Origin of the sequence: Devosia rhizoryzae (assembly GCF_016698665.1) — a bacterium.
GTDB lineage: Bacteria > Pseudomonadota > Alphaproteobacteria > Rhizobiales > Devosiaceae > Devosia > Devosia rhizoryzae.
Genome location: NZ_CP068046.1, coordinates 556,890 through 575,194, shown reverse-complemented (window position 1 = coordinate 575,194; position 18,305 = coordinate 556,890). Strand labels below are relative to the sequence as shown.

Annotated in this window: 18 protein-coding genes; 8 read left to right on the top strand and 10 right to left on the bottom strand. The window is 62.5% G+C overall.

Annotated features, from left to right (window positions below; genetic code table 11):
- Positions 1-77: 77 nt before the first annotated feature.
- Positions 78-530, bottom strand: a complete 453-nt coding sequence (locus tag JI748_RS02855) for a GatB/YqeY domain-containing protein (protein WP_201634887.1) — start codon at positions 528-530, stop codon at positions 78-80.
- A 160-nt stretch (positions 531-690) separates the two neighbouring features.
- On the opposite strand from JI748_RS02855, the gene carA reads away from it, so the two are divergent.
- Complete coding sequence (carA, locus tag JI748_RS02850; RefSeq protein ID WP_201634885.1) at positions 691-1,929, top strand: glutamine-hydrolyzing carbamoyl-phosphate synthase small subunit; 1,239 nt, start codon at positions 691-693, stop codon at positions 1,927-1,929.
- A gap of 47 nt (positions 1,930-1,976) precedes the next feature.
- On the opposite strand, the gene JI748_RS02845 is transcribed toward carA, so the two are convergent.
- The 3 genes from JI748_RS02845 to JI748_RS02835 all read right to left on the bottom strand — a co-directional run bounded on the left by JI748_RS02845 (position 1,977) and on the right by JI748_RS02835 (position 4,695).
- Positions 1,977-2,153: a hypothetical protein gene (locus tag JI748_RS02845; protein WP_201634883.1), complete on the bottom strand. Its 177-nt coding sequence runs from the start codon at positions 2,151-2,153 to the stop codon at positions 1,977-1,979.
- Between the two features lie 73 nt (positions 2,154-2,226).
- Positions 2,227-3,165 carry a KPN_02809 family neutral zinc metallopeptidase gene (gene ypfJ / locus JI748_RS02840; protein WP_201634881.1) on the bottom strand — a complete coding sequence of 313 codons (939 nt, stop codon included), beginning with the start codon at positions 3,163-3,165 and terminating at the stop codon, positions 2,227-2,229.
- 63 nt (positions 3,166-3,228) lie between these two features.
- Positions 3,229-4,695: a mannitol dehydrogenase family protein gene (locus JI748_RS02835; protein ID WP_201634879.1), complete on the bottom strand. Its 1,467-nt coding sequence runs from the start codon at positions 4,693-4,695 to the stop codon at positions 3,229-3,231.
- Between the two features lie 59 nt (positions 4,696-4,754).
- Here JI748_RS02835 and JI748_RS02830 point away from each other — a divergent pair, with 59 nt between their 5' ends.
- Both JI748_RS02830 and JI748_RS02825 read left to right on the top strand, forming a co-directional pair.
- Complete coding sequence (locus JI748_RS02830) at positions 4,755-5,723, top strand: sugar kinase (protein WP_233280596.1); 969 nt, start codon at positions 4,755-4,757, stop codon at positions 5,721-5,723.
- Positions 5,724-5,873: 150 nt separating this feature from the next.
- Entirely contained in the window at positions 5,874-7,859 is a 1,986-nt protein-coding gene (locus tag JI748_RS02825) for a bifunctional 2',3'-cyclic-nucleotide 2'-phosphodiesterase/3'-nucleotidase (RefSeq protein WP_233280595.1), read from the top strand.
- Between the two features lie 56 nt (positions 7,860-7,915).
- Here the strand turns inward: JI748_RS02825 and JI748_RS02820 are convergent, their stop codons facing one another.
- Together JI748_RS02820 and JI748_RS02815 are read right to left on the bottom strand one after the other, a co-directional pair.
- Entirely contained in the window at positions 7,916-8,116 is a 201-nt protein-coding gene (locus JI748_RS02820; RefSeq protein ID WP_201634875.1) for a hypothetical protein, read from the bottom strand.
- Positions 8,117-8,176: 60 nt separating this feature from the next.
- The gene (locus JI748_RS02815) at positions 8,177-8,623 is read right to left on the bottom strand and encodes a MarR family winged helix-turn-helix transcriptional regulator (RefSeq protein ID WP_201634873.1); all 447 of its coding nucleotides are present in this window, start codon (positions 8,621-8,623) and stop codon (positions 8,177-8,179) included.
- Between the two features lie 98 nt (positions 8,624-8,721).
- Between JI748_RS02815 and JI748_RS02810 the strand changes: the two genes are divergently transcribed.
- The 4 genes from JI748_RS02810 (at position 8,722) to JI748_RS02795 (ending at position 14,001) form a co-directional block, all read left to right on the top strand.
- Complete coding sequence (locus JI748_RS02810) at positions 8,722-9,159, top strand: organic hydroperoxide resistance protein (protein ID WP_201634872.1); 438 nt, start codon at positions 8,722-8,724, stop codon at positions 9,157-9,159.
- 172 nt (positions 9,160-9,331) lie between these two features.
- Positions 9,332-10,084 carry an ABC transporter ATP-binding protein gene (locus tag JI748_RS02805; protein WP_201634870.1) on the top strand — a complete coding sequence of 251 codons (753 nt, stop codon included), beginning with the start codon at positions 9,332-9,334 and terminating at the stop codon, positions 10,082-10,084.
- Positions 10,081-11,613: a permease gene (locus tag JI748_RS02800; protein ID WP_201634868.1), complete on the top strand. Its 1,533-nt coding sequence runs from the start codon at positions 10,081-10,083 to the stop codon at positions 11,611-11,613. Before JI748_RS02805 ends, JI748_RS02800 begins: the two co-directional genes overlap by 4 nt.
- Positions 11,614-11,682: 69 nt before the next feature.
- On the top strand, positions 11,683-14,001 hold the full coding sequence (locus JI748_RS02795) for an EAL domain-containing protein (RefSeq protein WP_201634866.1): 2,319 nt from the start codon (positions 11,683-11,685) through the stop codon (positions 13,999-14,001).
- Between the two features lie 36 nt (positions 14,002-14,037).
- Here the strand turns inward: JI748_RS02795 and JI748_RS02790 are convergent, their stop codons facing one another.
- The 3 genes from JI748_RS02790 to motA all read right to left on the bottom strand — a co-directional run bounded on the left by JI748_RS02790 (position 14,038) and on the right by motA (position 17,259).
- A complete protein-coding gene (locus JI748_RS02790) occupies positions 14,038-15,324 on the bottom strand; it encodes a FecR family protein (RefSeq protein ID WP_201634864.1) in 1,287 nt (428 codons plus the stop codon).
- A gap of 138 nt (positions 15,325-15,462) precedes the next feature.
- Positions 15,463-16,383 carry a flagellar motor protein MotB gene (locus JI748_RS02785; RefSeq protein ID WP_201634862.1) on the bottom strand — a complete coding sequence of 307 codons (921 nt, stop codon included), beginning with the start codon at positions 16,381-16,383 and terminating at the stop codon, positions 15,463-15,465.
- A 12-nt stretch (positions 16,384-16,395) separates the two neighbouring features.
- On the bottom strand, positions 16,396-17,259 hold the full coding sequence (motA, locus tag JI748_RS02780) for a flagellar motor stator protein MotA (RefSeq protein WP_201634860.1): 864 nt from the start codon (positions 17,257-17,259) through the stop codon (positions 16,396-16,398).
- A gap of 178 nt (positions 17,260-17,437) precedes the next feature.
- Between motA and JI748_RS02775 the strand changes: the two genes are divergently transcribed.
- Positions 17,438-17,878 carry a hypothetical protein gene (locus JI748_RS02775; protein ID WP_201634858.1) on the top strand — a complete coding sequence of 147 codons (441 nt, stop codon included), beginning with the start codon at positions 17,438-17,440 and terminating at the stop codon, positions 17,876-17,878.
- Positions 17,879-17,881: 3 nt separating this feature from the next.
- Here the strand turns inward: JI748_RS02775 and JI748_RS02770 are convergent, their stop codons facing one another.
- A complete protein-coding gene (locus tag JI748_RS02770; RefSeq protein WP_201634856.1) occupies positions 17,882-18,274 on the bottom strand; it encodes a YciI family protein in 393 nt (130 codons plus the stop codon).
- Positions 18,275-18,305 lie beyond the last annotated feature (31 nt).

Here is an 18,305-nt window from a genome sequence, read left to right as displayed (position 1 = left end):
GATCTCAGGATGGATCCCCGCCTGCGCGGGATGACAGCAGCGGTCGCGAAGGCGCATTCGTTTCCCACAAGCCCCGCTCAAGCGCTCAACGCCGCCCGAACCTGCCCGCTGACCTTCCCGAAATCGATCCGTCCCGGATAGTCCGCCTTGAGCTGCGCGATCACCTTGCCCATGTCCTTGGGCCCCTCGGCACCCGACGTTGCAATCGCCGCCTTTATCGCTTCAGCAACCTCGTCCTCGCTCAGCCCCTTGGGCAGAAACTCGTTGAGGATATCAATCTCTTCCTTTTCGACCGTCGCCAGGTCCGCACGCCCTGCCTGCGCATAGATCGCAAAGCTTTCCTCGCGCTGCTTGACCATCTTCTGGATCATGGCCAGAATCTCGTCATTGGTCGCCGGACCCTTGCCGTCCCCGCGATTGGCGATATCGCGATCCTTGATCGCGGCATTGATGGAGCGCAGCGTCGCGGTGCGCCGCTGGTCGCGGGCCTTGAGCGCCTGCTTGAGCCCTTCGCTGATGTCTTCACGCATGTTTTCGGCTCCTTGCTATGCATTTTGTCGCCCCCATATAGGCATCAATCGGGGGCCGCGCCACTTGCGCTGCCTCCCGTCGCCTTCTAAGAGGAGGCCTCAACCGACACCATTCCGCCTGCCTGGGGAAGCCTCGCGCTTCCGGTCTTGGCGCGCGGCCATGGTAAATCGAGCTTGGAGAAGAGACGTGACCGGCTGGCAAGAAACAAAACCGACTGCAATCCTGATTTTGGCAGACGGCACGCGCCTTGAGGGCTTTGGGATCGGCGCGGTCGGCCACGCCGCCGGCGAAGTCTGCTTCAACACCGCCATGACCGGCTACCAGGAAGTGCTGACCGATCCTTCCTATGCCGGACAGATCATCACCTTCACCTTCCCCCATATCGGGAATGTCGGCACCAATGACGAAGACATCGAGACGGTCAACATGGCCGCGCTGTCCGGCGTCCGCGGCGTCGTGCTCAAGGCCGACATCACCAATCCATCCAATTACCGCGCCGCCGAAAAGCTCGATGCCTGGCTCAAGAAGCGCAACATCGTCGGCATTGCCGGCATCGACACTCGCGCCCTGACCGCCCGCATCCGCGAAAACGGCATGCCCAATGGCGTTGTCGCACACGAGCCCAGCGGCCAGTTCGACGAGGGCTCGATCAAGGCCGAACTCAATGCCTTCCCGGGCCTTGAAGGGCTCGATCTTGCCAAGGAAGTCACCACCGCCCAGACCTATCACTGGGACCAGTCCGGCTGGGCCTGGGACAAGGGTTTCGGCACCGTCGAAAAGCCCGATTTCCACGTCGTCGCCATCGACTACGGCGCCAAGCGCAACATCCTGCGCTGCCTTGCCGATCAGGGTGCCAAGGTCACGGTCGTCCCCGCGACGGCCACCGCCTCCGATGTTTTGTCGCACAATCCGGACGCCATCTTCCTTTCCAACGGTCCTGGCGATCCCGCCGCCACCGGCAAATATGCCGTCCCGACGATCCAGAAGCTGATGGATACCGGCAAGCCCATGTTCGGCATCTGCCTCGGCCACCAGCTGCTTGGCCTTGCCCTGGGCGGTACGACCTCCAAAATGCATCAGGGCCATCACGGCGCTAATCATCCGGTCAAGGACCTCACCACCGGCAAGGTCGAGATCACCTCAATGAACCATGGCTTTGCCGTCGATAGCGACAGCCTGCCGCCCGGCGTGACCCAGACCCACATCTCGTTGTTCGACAATTCAAACGCTGGCCTCGCCGTCGAAGGCAAGCCGATCTTTTCGGTGCAATACCATCCCGAAGCCAGCCCCGGCCCGCGTGACAGCCACTACCTGTTCACGCGCTTTCTCAACGAAGTGCGAAAGCAAAAGGGCATGCCCGAAAAAGCCGAGCACCCCGCGCCGGTCGCAGCCCAATAAACTACAAGAATCACAAAGGGCTGCCGAACGGGCAGCCCTTTTTTAGCTTAGTCGTAGGTGTCTTCGTTCGCACCGGCCGACGCGAAGCCGGCAGCGCCGGGCTGGTCGTCCTTTTTATCCTTCTTGTCGCCAGCGTCCTTTTTCAGCAGCGAAGAGCTGGTTTCGCCTTCCTTGTGGTCGATCTGGTCCGGCTGTCCCGGTCCGGTCGGTTTGCTGTCTGCCATGAAAGCCTCCTGTCGTAGAAAGACCCCAACGGCTTTTCAGCCGCCGGGGTCCATCACAAAGGTCGGCGTCTCGTCAAACGCTGCCCGAAAACGTATCGCAGTCGCCGGGATCGCCCGATTGATAGCCGCGCTCGAACCAGGATTTGCGCTGCGCCGAAGTGCCGTGATTGAAGGTCTTGGGCACGGCATAGCCCTGCATACGCTCCTGCAGCGTGTCGTCCCCGATCTGGTTGGCCGCGTTCAGCGCTTCTTCGATATCGCCATTGTCGAGAAGGTTCTGCTGGCCCGCATAATTTGCCCAGACGCCTGCATAGCAATCCGCCTGCAGCTCTACCCGCACCGAATAGGCATTGGCCTCTTCCTGGCTCATGCTCTGCCGCGCCTGGTTGAACTCGGGCAACACACCGGTGAGGTTCTGGACGTGGTGGCCCACTTCATGCGCCAGCACATAGGCCTGCGCAAAATCGCCCGGCGCGCCGAACTGCTGATGCAGCTGATCGTAGAAGGAGAGGTCGATATAAACCTGCTGGTCCTCGGGGCAGTAGAACGGACCCGTCGATGAATCCGCCGCGCCGCAGCCGGTATTGACCGCATCGGTGAACAGCACCACGCGCGGCTCCGGATAGTCCTCCCCCGAGGCCGCGAACTGCTCGCTCCAGAGGTCCTCGGTTTCCTTGACGACCACGCCGACAAAATCGGCGAGCTCATCTTCGCCCTGTGCCGGCAATTGGCGCGAAGAGGCATTGGACGACGTTGGCGCCGAAGACGACGAACCGCCGGTCAGCACATCGATTGGATTGGTGCCGGTGGCAAACCAGATGATGCCCAGCACGATGACGATGCCGATGATGCTCGATATGCCGCCCCGGCGACCGCCACCGCCCGTCGGGAGACGGATGCCGCCACCCCGGCCCAGGCCACCCAGGCCCCCGAGGCCACCGCCCAAACCACCGCGACGCGCTCCACGCCGATCCTCGACATTGGAGCTGCGCTCCCGACCTTGCCACTTCATGTTGACGCCTTTCCGAAGTCACGAAGACGTCAGTTAAGCGCGCAGCGCCGGTCCCGGTTCCACCTATCGGGCGAGCTTCGCCACCGTTGCCCGGGCGCCCTCGTCGAAGAGGCTTTCGAGCTGCCGCAGAACGGCCTCCCCAAACGCGGCATTGCCCGCTAGATCGGTCCCGAACACTTCGCTCAGGCCCACCAAGCCATTGAAAAGCGCCTCGGGATCATCCCCCGCATCGGCTGCAATGGCATGCATCTTGAGCGCATGCGGATCGCGCACGTCGATCTCGCCGCCCTTTTCGTCGACGCCCGTCACATAGCGCATCCAGGCCGCCACGCCGAGCGCCAGCCGGTCGATGCTGTCCCCGGCCGCGAGCCGATCGCGTATCGTGCCCAGCAGCCGCTGCGGCAGCTTCTGCGATCCATCCATGGCGATCTGCCAGGTCCGGTGCTTGAGAGCCGGATTGCGGAACCGCTCCAGGAGCTGATCCCGATAAGCACCCAGATCGGTCCCTTCCATGTCGAGCGTCGGCATCGCCTCCTCGGTCATCAGCCCATGCACCATCTGGGCATAAGCCGGATCGCCCATGACCTCGTTGATATACTGGTAGCCCCCGAGATAGCCCGAATAGGCCATGGTCGAATGCGAACCATTGAGCATGCGCAGCTTCATATGCTCGAACGGCTCGACGTCCTCGACCACCTGTGCGCCGACCTTTTCGAAAGCCGGACGACCGCTGGGAAAACGATCCTCGATCACCCACTGCGTGAATGGCTCGGTCATGATCGGCCAGGCATCTTCCGCCCCGATTAGCTGCGCAACCTCATCCCGATCCGCATCGGTCGTTGATGGCACGATCCGGTCCACCATCGTCGACGGGAACGCCACATCCTTGACCCACTCCCCGAGTGCCTTGTCGCGCAGCGCGGCAAATCGCGTGACGATGCGCTTTGCCGTCTCGCCATTGCTTGGAAGATTGTCGCAGCTCATCACCGTGAAGGGCACGACGTCCGCAGCCTTTCGCCGCGCCAGCGCCTCGACCAGCATGCCGGGAGCAGACCGGGGCTCGCTTGGGTGCGCCAGGTCGTAAACGATATCTGGGTGCTTCTCGTCGAGCTCGCCGGTCGCCGGGGCATAGCAATAGCCCTTTTCCGTCACCGTCAGCGACACGATGCGAATGGCCGGGTCAGCAATCAGCGCCAGCAGGTCCTCGCGTTCGGTATTCGCATCCATGACCCTGAGGATCGAGCCGATCACCCGCGGATGCGTGCCCGCCGCATCGCGCACGGCGATGGTATAAAGCCCGTCCTGCGGCTCTAGCGCGTCCTTGGTGTCGGGACGCCTGAGGCTCGCGCCGACAATGCCCCAGCTCGGATCCTCGCCCAGCAGGTCATCCACATAGACCGCCATATGCGCCCGATGAAACGCGCCGATCCCCAGATGCACGATCCCCGGCGTCACCGCGCTCCGATCGTAATCGGGCACCTTGATGCCCGCTGCAAGGGTCGAAAGGGTTTGCGAATTGAGGCGAGTCATGACGTGCTCCGGCAATTTGGCGGCACCATAGTCAAACCCCCTCTTGTATGGAAGTTGCAATGGTGCTTTCGCCCGGCATATTGAGCGGCTATGGGAAGCCATTCGGGGAGGACATCGACATGGCCAGGCGGATCGTCAGCATCGGCGAATGCATGATTGAAATGAGTGGCGGCGAGGATCGCGCCTACCGTCTCGGTTATGCCGGCGACACTCTCAATACCGCCTGGTATCTGCGCGCCCTTTTAGGCCAGGACTGGTCCGTCGACTATGTCACCGCCCTCGGCATCGATCGCTATTCCGGCGACATCCGCCGTTTCCTCGACGACAACCAAATCGGCACCAGCCACATCCAGACCATCCCCAACCGCCGCCCTGGCCTTTACATGATCCACCAGGAAGCCGGCGACCGGCACTTCACCTATTGGCGCGACACCTCGGCCGCCAAGCTTATTGCCGACGACAAGCCCGCCCTTGCCAAGGCCGTCGAAGGCGCCGAACTCGTTTATTTCTCCGGCATCACGCTCGCCATCCTCGCCCCGCGCGCCCGCGGCCGCCTCCTCGGCGCCATCGTCAAGGCACGCGACAATGGCGCAAAGATCGCCTTCGACACCAATCTGCGTCCGGCGCTCTGGTCGTCGCCGGGCGTGATGATGGGCGTGCTCACCGCCGCCGCCAGCCTCTGCGACATCGTCCTCCCGACCCATTCCGACGAAGCGCCGCTCTTCGGCGACAAGAGCGTCGACGACACCGCCGACCGCTACCTCGAGCTTGGCGTCGAGGAAGTCGTGGTCAAGGACGGCAAGGACGAGGCCCTGATCGCCACCGCCACTGAACGCGTCCGCCTCGCCCCGCCCCCCGGCGCCCATGTCGTTGACCCAACCGGCGCCGGCGACAGCTTCAACGGCGCCTACCTCGCCGCCCGCCTCCAAGGTAAATCTCTCCACGACGCCGCCACCGCCGCCCACCGCACCGCCGGCATCGTCATCGGCCACAAAGGCGCTTTGGTCGATCCGGCACTGGTCCGCTAGTCCGAGAAACCGCTTAGCACTGCTGACTGGAAGGCTTCGCCTGCCAGGGTTTCGGCACGCCCGTTTTCCGCCATGTCGTCATGCAAGCGTCACCTCCATTGAGCATGACCCGACTGCACTCGCCCCTCGGCATTTTACATGGAGACGATCATGAACTTCTTCCCATCGATTTCCCGGCGCAGCTTTCTTGCTGGTTCTGCTAGCATAGGCGCCATGGCCGCCATGCACCCCTTTGCCGTCCTGGCGCAAGCCAATCAGGCGCATCTGCGCATCATCGAAACCACCGACATTCACGTCGCTATCCTGCCCTACGATTACTACGTCGACGCCCCCAACGACACGATGGGGCTCGCCCGCACCGCGGCGATCATCGAACAGATCCGCGCCGAAGCCGGCAACGCCGTCCTCTTCGACAATGGCGACCTGATCCAGGGCAATCCTATGGGCGACTATATGGCCTATGAAAAAGGCCTCAACCAAGGCGACATCCACCCCGCCGTCGCCGCGCTCAACACGCTGGGCTATGACGGCGCAACTCTCGGCAATCACGAGTTCAACTACGGCCTAGAATTCCTCGATCGCGCTCTTGAAGGCGCACAATACCCCCTCGTCTCGGCCAACCTCGTGCGCGGCACCGAACTCGCCGCCAACGCGGTCGACGACGACACCTATCTCGAACCCTATCGCATCTTCGAAAAAGAACTGACCGACGGCTCGGGTGCCGTCCACACCATCAGCATCGGCGTCATCGGCTTCCTTCCGCCCCAGATCCTGACCTGGGACGCCACCCACCTCGAAGGCAAGGTCGTGGTCCGCGACATCGTCGAAGCTGCGGAAGCCTGGGTGCCCAGGATGCGTGAAGAAGGCGCGCAGATCGTCGTGGCGCTTTCGCATTCCGGCATCGAAGCGGGCGAGCACGTTCCGGGCGCCGAAAACGCATCGCTGCAGCTCGCCGCCGTCGACGGCATCGACGTCGTCCTCACCGGCCACCATCACCTGGTTTTCCCCGGCCCCGACTATGAAGGCATCGAGGGCGCCGACATCGAGGCCGGCACGCTCCACGGCAAACCGGCGGTCATGCCCGGCTTCTGGGGCTCGCATATGGGCCTTGTGGACCTGCTGCTCGAAGTCGATCCCGACGGCAACTGGTCGGTCGTCTCCCACACGTCCGAAGCCCGTCCCATCGTCGAGCGCGTCGACAACAAGAACGTGCCCACGGTCGAGTCGGTCCCCGCAGTGGAACAGGCCGTCGCCGAAGAACACGCGGAAACCCTCGATTATATCCGCCGCCCCGTCGGCGAAACCTCGGCCCCGCTTTATTCCTACTTCGCCCTCGTCGCCGATGATCCGTCCGTTCAGATCGTCTCCCAGGCGCAATCTTGGTACATCGAGCAGATGATGAAGGGCACCGAATGGGAAGGCCTGCCGATCCTCTCGGCTGCCGCGCCCTTCAAGGCCGGTGGTCGCGGCGGTCCGGAATATTATACCGACGTTCCGGTCGGCCCCGTCGCCATCAAGAACGTCGCCGATCTCTACCTTTACCCAAACACCATTCAGGCGGTGAAGATCACCGGCGCCGACGTCAAGAACTGGCTCGAGCGCTCCGCAGGCATCTTCAACCAGATCGAGCCTGGCGCCACCGACGTCGAACTCATCAACCCCGAATTCCCATCCTACAATTTCGACGTCATCGACGGGATCACCTACAAGATCGACCTCACCCAGCCGTCCAAATATGCCCCCGACGGCAGCGGCGAGATCAACCCCGATGCAAACCGCATCGTCGACCTGATGTATGATGGCCAGCCCATCGATCCGGCTGCCGAATTCATCGTCGCCACCAACAACTATCGCGCTGGTGGCGGTGGCTCATTCCCAGGCATCGGAACGGACAAGATCGTCTTTATCGGACCCGATACCAACCGCGACATCATCGTCCGCTTCATTATCGAAAACGGCACCATCAATCCCAAGGCCGACAGCAACTGGTCGCTCGCGCCGATCGGCGACACCACCGTGCTCTTCGCCACCGGCCCGAAGGCTGCCGACAAGGTGGATGACGTCACGGCCGTTTCCATCGAAACGACCGGCGAGACCAATGCCGAAGGCTTCGGCATCTACCGCATCACGCTCTAGAAAACGAAACGGGCGCCCTTTTTGGGGCGCCCGCATTTCGCATAACTGAGTGGAAATTACTGCCCGTCGGGCACCACATCCACACTGACTGCTGGCACGTCGACATCGACAGTGCCGCCGGTTCCGGCGCCATTGTTGTTGAAGAACACCAGATAACCGATCGCCAGAAGCGCGATCACCACGATGATGCCGACAATGACGCTGGCGCTCGAGCCACCGCGGTCGACGATAACAGTTTCACGTTCGTTTAAAGCCATCCAAGCCTCCATCAAATGTGACAAAACAACGACGAGACTTGGATGCGAGTTCCACTGGCCCTATTCGCCGAGCACCGCATCGAGACGATCCCGCAAGGCGAAAAGCTCCCGCCGCATGGCATCAGCCGCGTCGAGCCCCATGCCCGTCCCTTCGATCACCGCAAGCGGAATGGCTTCCGCCTTTGCCTGCAGCGCTCTGCCCTCGGCCGTCAATTGCACCCGCACCTGCCGCTCGTCGGCTTCATCCCGGCGCCGGGTCACGAGGCCCCGAGCCTCGAGCCGCTTCACCAGCGGCGTAATCGTGCCGCTATCGAGGAACAACTTGTCCCCCAGCGCTTTGACCGTGACATCGTCGCGTTCCCATAAAACCAGGAACACCAGGTACTGCGGATAGGTCAGGTCCAACGCTTCGAGCCTCGGCTTATAGAACCGCGTAAAGGCATGCCCGGTCGAATACACGGCAAAGCACAGCATCTGGTCGATCGTCGTCATTTTGGGCGCGGCCATGGTCAACTCCAAACTTCGAAGAAAACAATTGCACAAATTTCTCTTGCGCGCAATTGAATTGTGCATTATAGAGATAGCCATCAACCAGGAGCTTCCTCATGAGCATCAAGTCAGCCGTCTATACCGCCCACGCTCACACCACCGGTGGCCGCACCGGCACCAGCAAGACCGATGACGGTCGCCTGGAAGTAACTCTCGACACTCCCAAGGCCATGGGCGGCAATGATGGCCCGGGCACCAATCCCGAGCAGCTTTTCGCAGCCGGCTATTCCGCCTGCTTCCTGGGCGCCCTCAAGGCCGTTGCCCGCGGTGAAAAGGTCAAGGTTCCCGACGAAACGACTATCGACGCTTCCGTTTCATTTGGTGAAAACGCCAATGAAGACGCCAAGGGCTTCAACATCGCCGTCGAACTCAAGGTCACCCTGCCCGGCTTCGACAAGGCGCAGGCCGAGGACCTCGTCCACAAGGCCCACGAAGTCTGCCCCTACTCCAACGCCACCCGCGGCAATGTCGACGTAAAGCTGACCGTCGCCTGACCGCTGTTCGCGGTTCCTTCGCTTCCTCCCCCTTCGATGGGGGAGGATAGCGCAGCTAGGCGGAGCCGTAGCGAAGCTGAGGTGGGGGTGCGCGATGCCGCGCATTTGAGCTAATCCCGTTAAACCCGCCTCAAATCCTCCGCTCTATATTGGCTCCATCTACGGAGCCGCCATGCAAGCCGCCCTATCCCTTTCTGGCCTCACCAAATCTTTCGACCGCCCGGTCGTCCGCAGCGTCGATCTCACCATCAAAGCCGGTGAGTTCTACGCGCTGCTCGGCCCCAACGGCGCAGGCAAGACCACGATCCTGCGCATGGTCGCGGGCCTGCTCCGCCCTGACGCCGGAACCATCTCGATCTTAGGCACCGATGCTCTGGCCGATCCCGTCGCCGCCAAGCGCCTCATGGCCTGGGTCTCCGACGAACCCATGGTCTATGACCGTCTGACCCCACTCGAATACCTCGATTTCGTCGCCGGCCTGTGGGAGATCGACGCCAGTCGCGCCCGTTCCTCCGCCAACGAGCTCATCGACTGGCTCGGCCTTCGCCCCCACGCCAACGAACTCTGCGGCGGCTTCTCCAAAGGCATGCTGCAAAAGGTCGCCCTGGCCGGCGCCCTCGTCCATGACCCCAAGCTCATCATCCTCGATGAGCCGCTGACCGGCCTCGACGCCGGCTCCGCCCGCCAGGTCAAGGACGTGCTTCGCCAGAAAACCGAAGCCGGCGTCACCGTCATCATGACCACGCACATTCTCGAAGTCGCCGAACGTATGGCCGAGCGCATCGGCGTCATCGCCGATGGCCGCCTCATCGCCGAAGGCACCTTGGCCGAACTGCGTACCCGCATCGGCCGCGAAACCACGCTCGAAGAAATCTTTCTCGATCTCGTCGCCCAGGGCCACGATCCAGGCAGCGAGGCCGCGTGACCTTCGCCCCGGCTTCCCTCGCCTGGTTCGCCCAGCACGAAATCCGCCTCGCCTGGCGCGACACCATCGCCATGATGACCGGCGGTCGCCGGGTTCGTCTCGCCGGCTGGATCATCGGCGGCCTCTTGGTCTTCGCCCTGATGCAGGTCATCGCCTGGTTCACCCTGCGGCCCTGGACCGAGATCGGCATCACCATCGACAAGCCGACGCTGGTCATGGTCAGCGGCATGGGCCTTCTGTTCTGGACGGTGACCCTCTCCCAAGCCCTCGAATCCGTCACCCGTGTTTATTACGCCCGCTCCGATCTCGACCTGATCCTCTCATCCCCGGCCTCGAGCCGCCGGGTCTTTGCCGTTCGTGCTCTTGCAGTCTTTGCCTCGACTAGTGCGCTAGGCGCCCTGCTAATCAGCCCGATTGTACTGACGCTGATCCTCCAGGACGGCCCGCAATGGCTGTCGGCCTACCTCGTGCTCGCATCGCTGGCAGCACTATCCACCGCCATCGCCATGGCGCTGACGCGACTGCTGTTTCAACTGGTCGGCCCCAAGCGCACGCGCCTCTTCGCCCAAATTCTTGCCGGTCTTGTCGGTGCAGGTTTCGTCATCGGCATCCAGGCCGCCGCCATCCTCTCTCACGAAGGCTTTTCGCGCCTCGCCTTCTTCCAGTCTGCCGACATCATCGCCGCCGCACCGGGGGACGCCAGCGCCCTCTGGTGGCCTGCCCGCGCCGCCATGGGCGATGTTCCTCTCGCCCTCCTCCTCGCCGCCCTGGCGTTTGCAATTCTCGCAATGACCATTGCCCTGACCGCCTCAAGCTACGCCGCCCTCGCCACATCCGCCGCCGGCCTCAGCCACGTCCGCAGCCAGCGCCGTGCGTCGCGCCGCGCCTTTGCGCCAACCACCCAACGCCAAGCACTCCGCCGCAAGGAATGGAAGCTCCTCCAGCGTGATCCCTGGCTTCTGTCGCAAACGCTGATGCAGCTCTTCTACCTGATCCCGCCCGCCCTGCTGCTCTGGATCAACTATGGCGCTGGCGAAGGCACCTATGTCGTGGTCGTGCCTGTTCTAATAATGGCCGCGGGACAACTGGCCGGCGGTATCGCGTGGCTCGCCATCTCCGGCGAAGATGCCCACGACCTCGTCACCACTGCGCCGCTAACTCCGCGCACCATCCTGCGCGCCAAGGTCGAAGCCGTCCTCGCCGTCATCGCCGCGGTCATGGCCCCGCTGCTCGTGCTTCTCGCCTTTTCATCCTGGCGCATGGCCCTGATCACCGCAGTCTGCGGCCTTGCCGCGGCAGGCTCGTCTACGGCCATCCAGCTCTGGTTCCGCGTACCGACCAAGCGCTCGATGTTCCGCCGCCGCCAGGTCGCCTCCCGCGCCGCAACCCTCAGTGAAGCCTTGTCTTCGATCATGTGGGCCGGCACTGGTGCGCTCTGGGCAGCCGGGCTCCTCCTCGCGATTTTGCCTGCCATCATCGCCCTTCTTGTCCTTGGCCTCGCCCGCCTCCTTGCACCCAAGCAATCCTAAAGACCCCCAAGCGCTTTAACGAGATATCAGGCAGATTTAGCTAGGTTCGCGCCGAACTGGAGGCCCGTAGTGCGGCAGATCGTACGCTGGGGTGTCGTTATTGCCGCGCTCCTCATCCTGACTGGCCTCAGCCTTTCGGGCATGTTGGCGTCGCTGGATCGCCGCCTAGGCGACTGGCGCCTGAGCCTCGTTCCGACCCAGCCGAGCGGCACGACCGTCGTCATCGAAATTGACAGCAAGAGCCTCGCCGAAGTCGGCGTCTGGCCCTGGCCGCGCACCATGCATGCCTCCCTCCTCGACCGGCTGATGGAGGCGGGGGTCGAGGACGTCGCCTTCGACATTGATTTTTCGAGCGCCAGTGACGATTGGGCCGATGCCCAATTCACAGCCGCTCTGGAACGCGCCGGCGGCTACGCCTACCTTGCCGCTTTTGGCCAGGACGATGGCGCTGGCGGTACCAGCTTCACGCGTCCGCTTCCCCAGTTCGCGGAGCAAGCCAATCCCATCCTCGTCAATGTTCTGCTCGATCCCACCAACGCCCGCGTCCACAGCCTGCCCATGTCGGCGGCGGATGCGCTCGGCGAAGTGCCCTCTCTCGCCCTTGAACTGGCCCGCCCGGACTTTCCGGTTCCCTCCGTCGTCGAGATCGACTTCAGCATCGACCTCAGCCGCCTCGCCCGACTGAGCTATACCGACGTCCTCTACGGCCGCATCGATCCCGCCTTCCTTGCCGGCAAGCAGGTGATCGTCGGCGCCGGCGCCATCGAACTGCGCGATTTCTTCAACACGCCGCTCCACGGTATCCTCTCCGGCCCGATCGTCCAAGCGACCGCGTTAGAAACTCTGAAGGCCGGCCGCATTCTGAGCAACTGGGGTCACCTCCCCGGCTTGCTCCTCACCTGTTTCGGCGCGTTGATCCTATTGCTCACCCGCCGCTCCAGCATTGCCTTTACCGGCCTTGCGCTTCTGGTCTCGGCCCCGCTCACCGAGGCCCTCGCCCTCTTCGCCTATGCCAAGCTCGACCTGATCGTTCACTCGGCCAGCATGCATGTCGGCCTGTTGCTCCTCTTCGGCCTTGCCCTCGCCGATGACGGATATAGCCAGTTGCTCGGACGCCGCGCAGCGTTGCGGCGCCTACGCTTTCTGGCCACGCACGACGCCCCCACCGGCCTCTACTCCCGACAAGGCCTTCTCGACTGCCCCAGCAGCACGCATCCGCAAATGGTGATCGCGCTGCAGCCACAAGGCACCGACGAGCTTCGCGCCACTTTGGGCCACGACGTGGTGGAAAGACTTCTCGTGCAGTTCGCGCATCGTCTCGAGCATGCCGGATTTCCATCTCTTGCACGCATCGCTCCGTCCACTTTCGCGCTGGCCGGCGACGACAATGGCGACGCCGATCACCTGAGCAAAAAAGCGGTCTATATCACCCGCGAGCTTTCCGGCATCTATCACGTCGACGAGCATCGGCTTTATGTCGAGATCATCGCCGGCTATGCCGCCGGCCCCTTCGCCCTGCCCGAGCTGATCAACCAAGCCGAAACCGCCCTCGTTCAGGCTCGCGCCAATCGCACCAACGTCCATGGCTTCAGCCCCGCCGACCACGCCGCCATGGAACGCCATCGGCGCCTCGATCGCGATCTGCGCGGCGCCATCGCCGGCGGTCAGTTGCGCCTGCTCTACCAGCCGCAGGTCGACCTTCGCACCCGCAAGCTGGTCGGCGCCGAAACGCTGATGCGCTGGGATCATCCAGAGCTTGGTCTTATTTCACCCGCCGAGTTCATCCCGCTTGCCGAAGAAACTGGCCTCATCATCGATCTGGGCCGCTGGATCCTGGAAGAAGCGTGCCTCCAAGCCTCCCGTTGGCCCGACAGCATGGTGGTCGCAGTCAACGTCTCGCCGATCCAGTTCCAGCAATCCGACCTCGTGGCCGTTGTCACCGAAGCGCTGCGCCGGTCCGGCCTGCCACCGAACCGTCTCGAACTGGAGATTACAGAATCAAGCCGCGTGACCGATCCGCGCCTCGTCAGCACCATCATGTGGAGCCTGCAGCGGCTCGGCGTGCGGCTCTCCGTCGACGATTTCGGAACCGGTTATTCGTCGCTGATCTACTTTCGCGACCTGCCCTTCGACACGGTCAAAATCGACCAGAGCTTTGTGCGCGACCGCACTTCGCCCGACGCCGAGGCTCTGTTGGCTGCCATCATCGAACTGGCCCGCCGCATGCGCAAGCACACCGTGGCCGAAGGCATCGAAGACGAAACGTCGGCAGCCCTGCTGGCGAGCCTCGGCTGCACCTATGGCCAGGGCTACCACTTCAGCCGTCCCGTCCCCGTCGAGCAACTGCTCGCAATGCTGGAGCCCGGACCATTGGAGGCCCGGGCTTAGCGCTATCAGAATGAAAACGATGCTCGGGCGAACGGCTCAGTGGTTCCCATGTCCATTGCCGTTTCCGTTGTTTCCGTTTCCACCATTGCCATTGTTGCCGTCGCCGCCCCCATTGCCGTTTCCGTTGCCATTGTTTCCATTCCCGTTCCCACCGCCGTTGCCATTGCCATTGCCATTGCCATTGTTGCCGCTCCCACCATTGTCGGAGGAGCTTACGCTGGCCGGAGCTTCGGCACTGACGCTGCTGTTGCCGCCATTACCCTGACCATTTCCGTTACCGTTGTTGCCGCCGTTGCCTTGGCCATTGCCGGAGTTCCCTCCGCCGTTGCCATTGCCCTGACCAGAGTTGCCATTCCCGTTTCCATGGCCGGAATTGCCGTTCCCGGAATTCCCGCCATTGCCGTTGCCATTGCCGGAGTTCCCTCCGCCATTGCCGTGGCCAGAGTTGCCATTCCCGTTACCGGAATTGCCGTTGCCGGAATTCCGGTTGTCGGAATTCCCGTTTCCGTGGCCGTTGGCGTTACCATTGTTGGACTGGCCACTTCCGGCATTTCCGTTGCCGTTCCCGGAATTGCCTCTTCCATTCGAAGGGTTACTGACCGCTGACTCACCGTTTACGCCAGTATTGCGGTTTTCCCCACTGCCTGAGCGTGACTGCTCCAGGGTGCCGCTTTGCACCGCAGCGACCGCTTCGCTCGCGGCAATGGCTCCACTGATCACAGCCTCGCGTGCGGCCGCCGGCACCACTTCGCCCTGGATCAGGAAAACGGAATTCTCGGAACCGGGACCGGACACGTTGAGCGGCTGGCTCTGGCGTGCTTCGGCCGTTTGGCCAGGCGTCACGTCCACCACCATTTCATGGCCAGCGTCCTGCACCTGGACCACGCCACGATCCACACTGACGCTCGCCTGCCCATTGCTGTAAGTAACGGTGAACTGCGTGCCTTTAACCACGGCGGCGAGCACCGGCGTCTGCACCGAAAAATGCTGCACATTCCGTCGCTCGGCTTCGATGGTCACCGTGCCGCGCGACTGGATCACGCTGGTCATCTTCTGCCCGCCGGCGTCGCGAATGGCTATTTCAGTATTGGGCGCCACGGAAATGCGCTCGGCGCCGCGCACCAGGTCTACCCTTCCGTTGGACTCGGTACGGATCTGGCCACCATCTGGCACCATCTGGCCGCGCGCCAGCACCACCCAGTCCCCGCCCTGCAACATGGTCACGTTGCCGCGCAAGCGGTCTGCCACCCAGTCATCAGCTAGAACACTGGTACTGACCGAAGCCAAGAGCACGGCAGCAAACATCAGTCGAATCGGACGCATAGGAACTCCCAAGGCGGCTTCTGCCGCGTTGGAAACACCTTACGGTTAAACCCTAGCGCAAATCATTCACCTGGGATGGTGCCGCCGTTGTTCAGCCATCACATCAGCTGCCACGGTTAACTCGACGTAACCACACGTTTATGGCTTGAGCCCGACCGGAACCGGGGGCGGCGCGTGCAACACGGTGATCCGCACCCGCTCATTGGCGGCCATATAGGGGTCGTTGGGGAAAAAGGGTTCGTCCGTCGACCGTCCGATCACCGATTTTACCCGGTCGTCGCTCATCCCGAACTCCCCCAGGATCGAACGCACGACATTGGCCCGGTCCGCCGACAACTCCCATGGCCCATAGCGGGGATTATCATAGCGCCCACCTGCTGCGGTATGGCCCGAGACCGTTACCTGCGCGTTAAGCTGCTGCAAGACCGGCGCGATGGCCGCGATTGCCGCTCGGGTCGGCTCCAGCGGGAATTTCGATCCTTCCGGAAACATCGGCCGGCCTTGCTGGTCGACGATCTGGATATCGAGCCCCTCTTCGGTCTCTTCGATGAGGAGGTTGTCCATGAAGGGCGTCAGTTCCGGCAGCGACTGCCAGGCCTGCTTGATGCTGGCCGCAGCACTGTGGAAGGCCTCGCTGTCGAGCGATTGCAGGTTGAACTCGCTGTCGCTCGAAGCCTTCTGCTCGCTGCCCTGCTGGCGCGCCGGGCCGCCGATATGGGTCTCGGTGGTTCCCTCGTCCGAACTCTGCGGCGAAGCTGGCTTGGCCTCGATCACATCGGCCGACGAGCCCGACATCCGGTTGCCCGAATTGTCCATGGCATTGCCGCCCATGACCCCGCCGGCGCCGCTGGTGGTGACGCTGAGCGCGGCGGGCGCGAAGTAGTCGGCAAGACCCTGCTTCTGCTCCGGCGTCGTCATGCTGATCAGCCACAGCAGCAGGAAGAACGCCATCATCGCGGTCACGAAGTCCGCATAAGCGATCTTCCAGGCGCCGCCATGGTGGGCGTGCCCCTTCTTCTTGACCTTCTTGATGATGATCGGCTGATCGTACTGCGCCATGGCCCGACGTCCTTATGCCGTTGCCGGCAGGGCAGCAGTGGCGGCCTCGACCTCGACAAAGGTCGGGCGGACTTCGCTCATCAGCGCCTTGCGCGCGAACTCGATCGCCATCACCGGCGGCTGCCCGCCGATATGGGCGAGAAGGCCCACCTTGAGCGACAGGAAATACTTGGATTCCGCCTCAAACGTGTTCTTCAGCGACTGCGCGAAGGGCGAAAAGAAGCCATAGGCGACGAACACGCCAAAGAACGTACCCACGAGTGCGCCACCGATCATGTGGCCCAGAACTTCCGGCGGCTCGGCAATCGCGCCCATCGTATGGATCACGCCCAGAACGGCCGCGACGATGCCCAAAGCCGGCGTCCCGTCAGCCAGCGCCTGCATGGCCGAAACCATGCGCTCCTGCTCCTGATGGTGGGTTTCGAGCTCCTCGTCCATCAATGCTTCCATCTCATGCACATTGTTGGACCCCATGGTCACCATGCGCATGTAGTCGCAGACAAACTCCACCGCGTGGTGGTTCTTGGCGAAAGTGGGAAAGGCGTTGAACAAGGACGAGTTATGCGGGTCCTCGATATGCGGTTCGATGCCCAGAATGCCCTTCTGCTGCACCAGCTTGAACATCGAAAATTGCAGGCCCAGCAGTTCGAGATAGGCCGTCTTGCTATATTTCGGGCCCTTGAACAGTGTCCCGAACATCGCCGGCACGCCTTTGAGCACCGGTCCGCCATTGGCAATGATAAAGGCGCCTATAGCCGCGCCAAGGATGATCAGGAATTCAAACGGCTGCCACAGCACTTCCATGTGCCCGCCGACGCCGAGATAGCCGCCAAAGACGCAGGCGAAGACGACAATCACACCGACAATCAGACGCATAACGCACACTCGAATTCGAACGCAGCACGCGCGTCCGGGGGAAAAGCCTCGGCCGCACGGCGATAATGCGCGGTTAGGCTTAACACCGGGTGTATTTGATCGCCCTGCCCCCTTGCCTTCCTCCTTGTTTCAGAGGCTCATGGCGGCACCATCCATCGCGCGTCCACTGGAACATCCCATGGCCCTTCGCCTCACTGCCCTTTCTATCGCCTTCGTGCTTGCTGTCGCCGCGCCTGCTCTTGCGCAGGAAGAGGAAGTCTATCAGCAGATCGAAGACATTCAGGGCGATGCCGACGGCTTTTTCGAGCTGTTCTCGGCGCTTCAGGACGCTGCCATGTTCGGCGATCCGACGACGATCGCCCAATATGCCAACTACCCGCTGCTCGTGAACGCCAATGGCGAGAGCTATGATGTTCTCGAAGAACAGGACCTGCTCGACAACTTCGACACCCTGGTCAGCCCTGAAACACTTCAGGCACTGCTGGAACAGGACGTTGCCGACCTGATCGTTACCTCCGAAGGCGTGGGCATCGGCAACGGCGCGATGTGGCTGAGCAACTTCTGCGTCGACGATGCCTGCGAAGAAACCTACTGGGGCATTTTCTCGATCAACAACTAGCGCCTAGCGAAGCGCGAAGTCGGGCCTGCCCTCGCCGGTTTCGCTATGCGTGTGTACCACTAGCGGCCGGATCTCCATCCGGCCGTATCGGAGGATCGGATCGTCCTCAAACAGAGGCGTCAACTCGCCGATGCTTTCCGCCTGCAGCAGCAGGAAGCCGCCGACCACTTCTTTGACTTCGCTATAGGGGCCATCCATGGTGATCAACTCGCCATCGACATTGCGCAACGAACGCGCCGTCTCGAGCGCGGCGAGCGGCGAGGCAAAGATCAGGTGCCCGCTGTCCCGCAACTTGCGATCGTGCCGGATCGTCGCGTCATCCAAGAGCCGCAAATCTTCGGGCGTAAGGTGGTCCATCGCTCCAGGTTCGAAATAAACAAGTGCCATAAATCGCATCGCATCCTCCTGCTCTGCCCTTACGACGAAT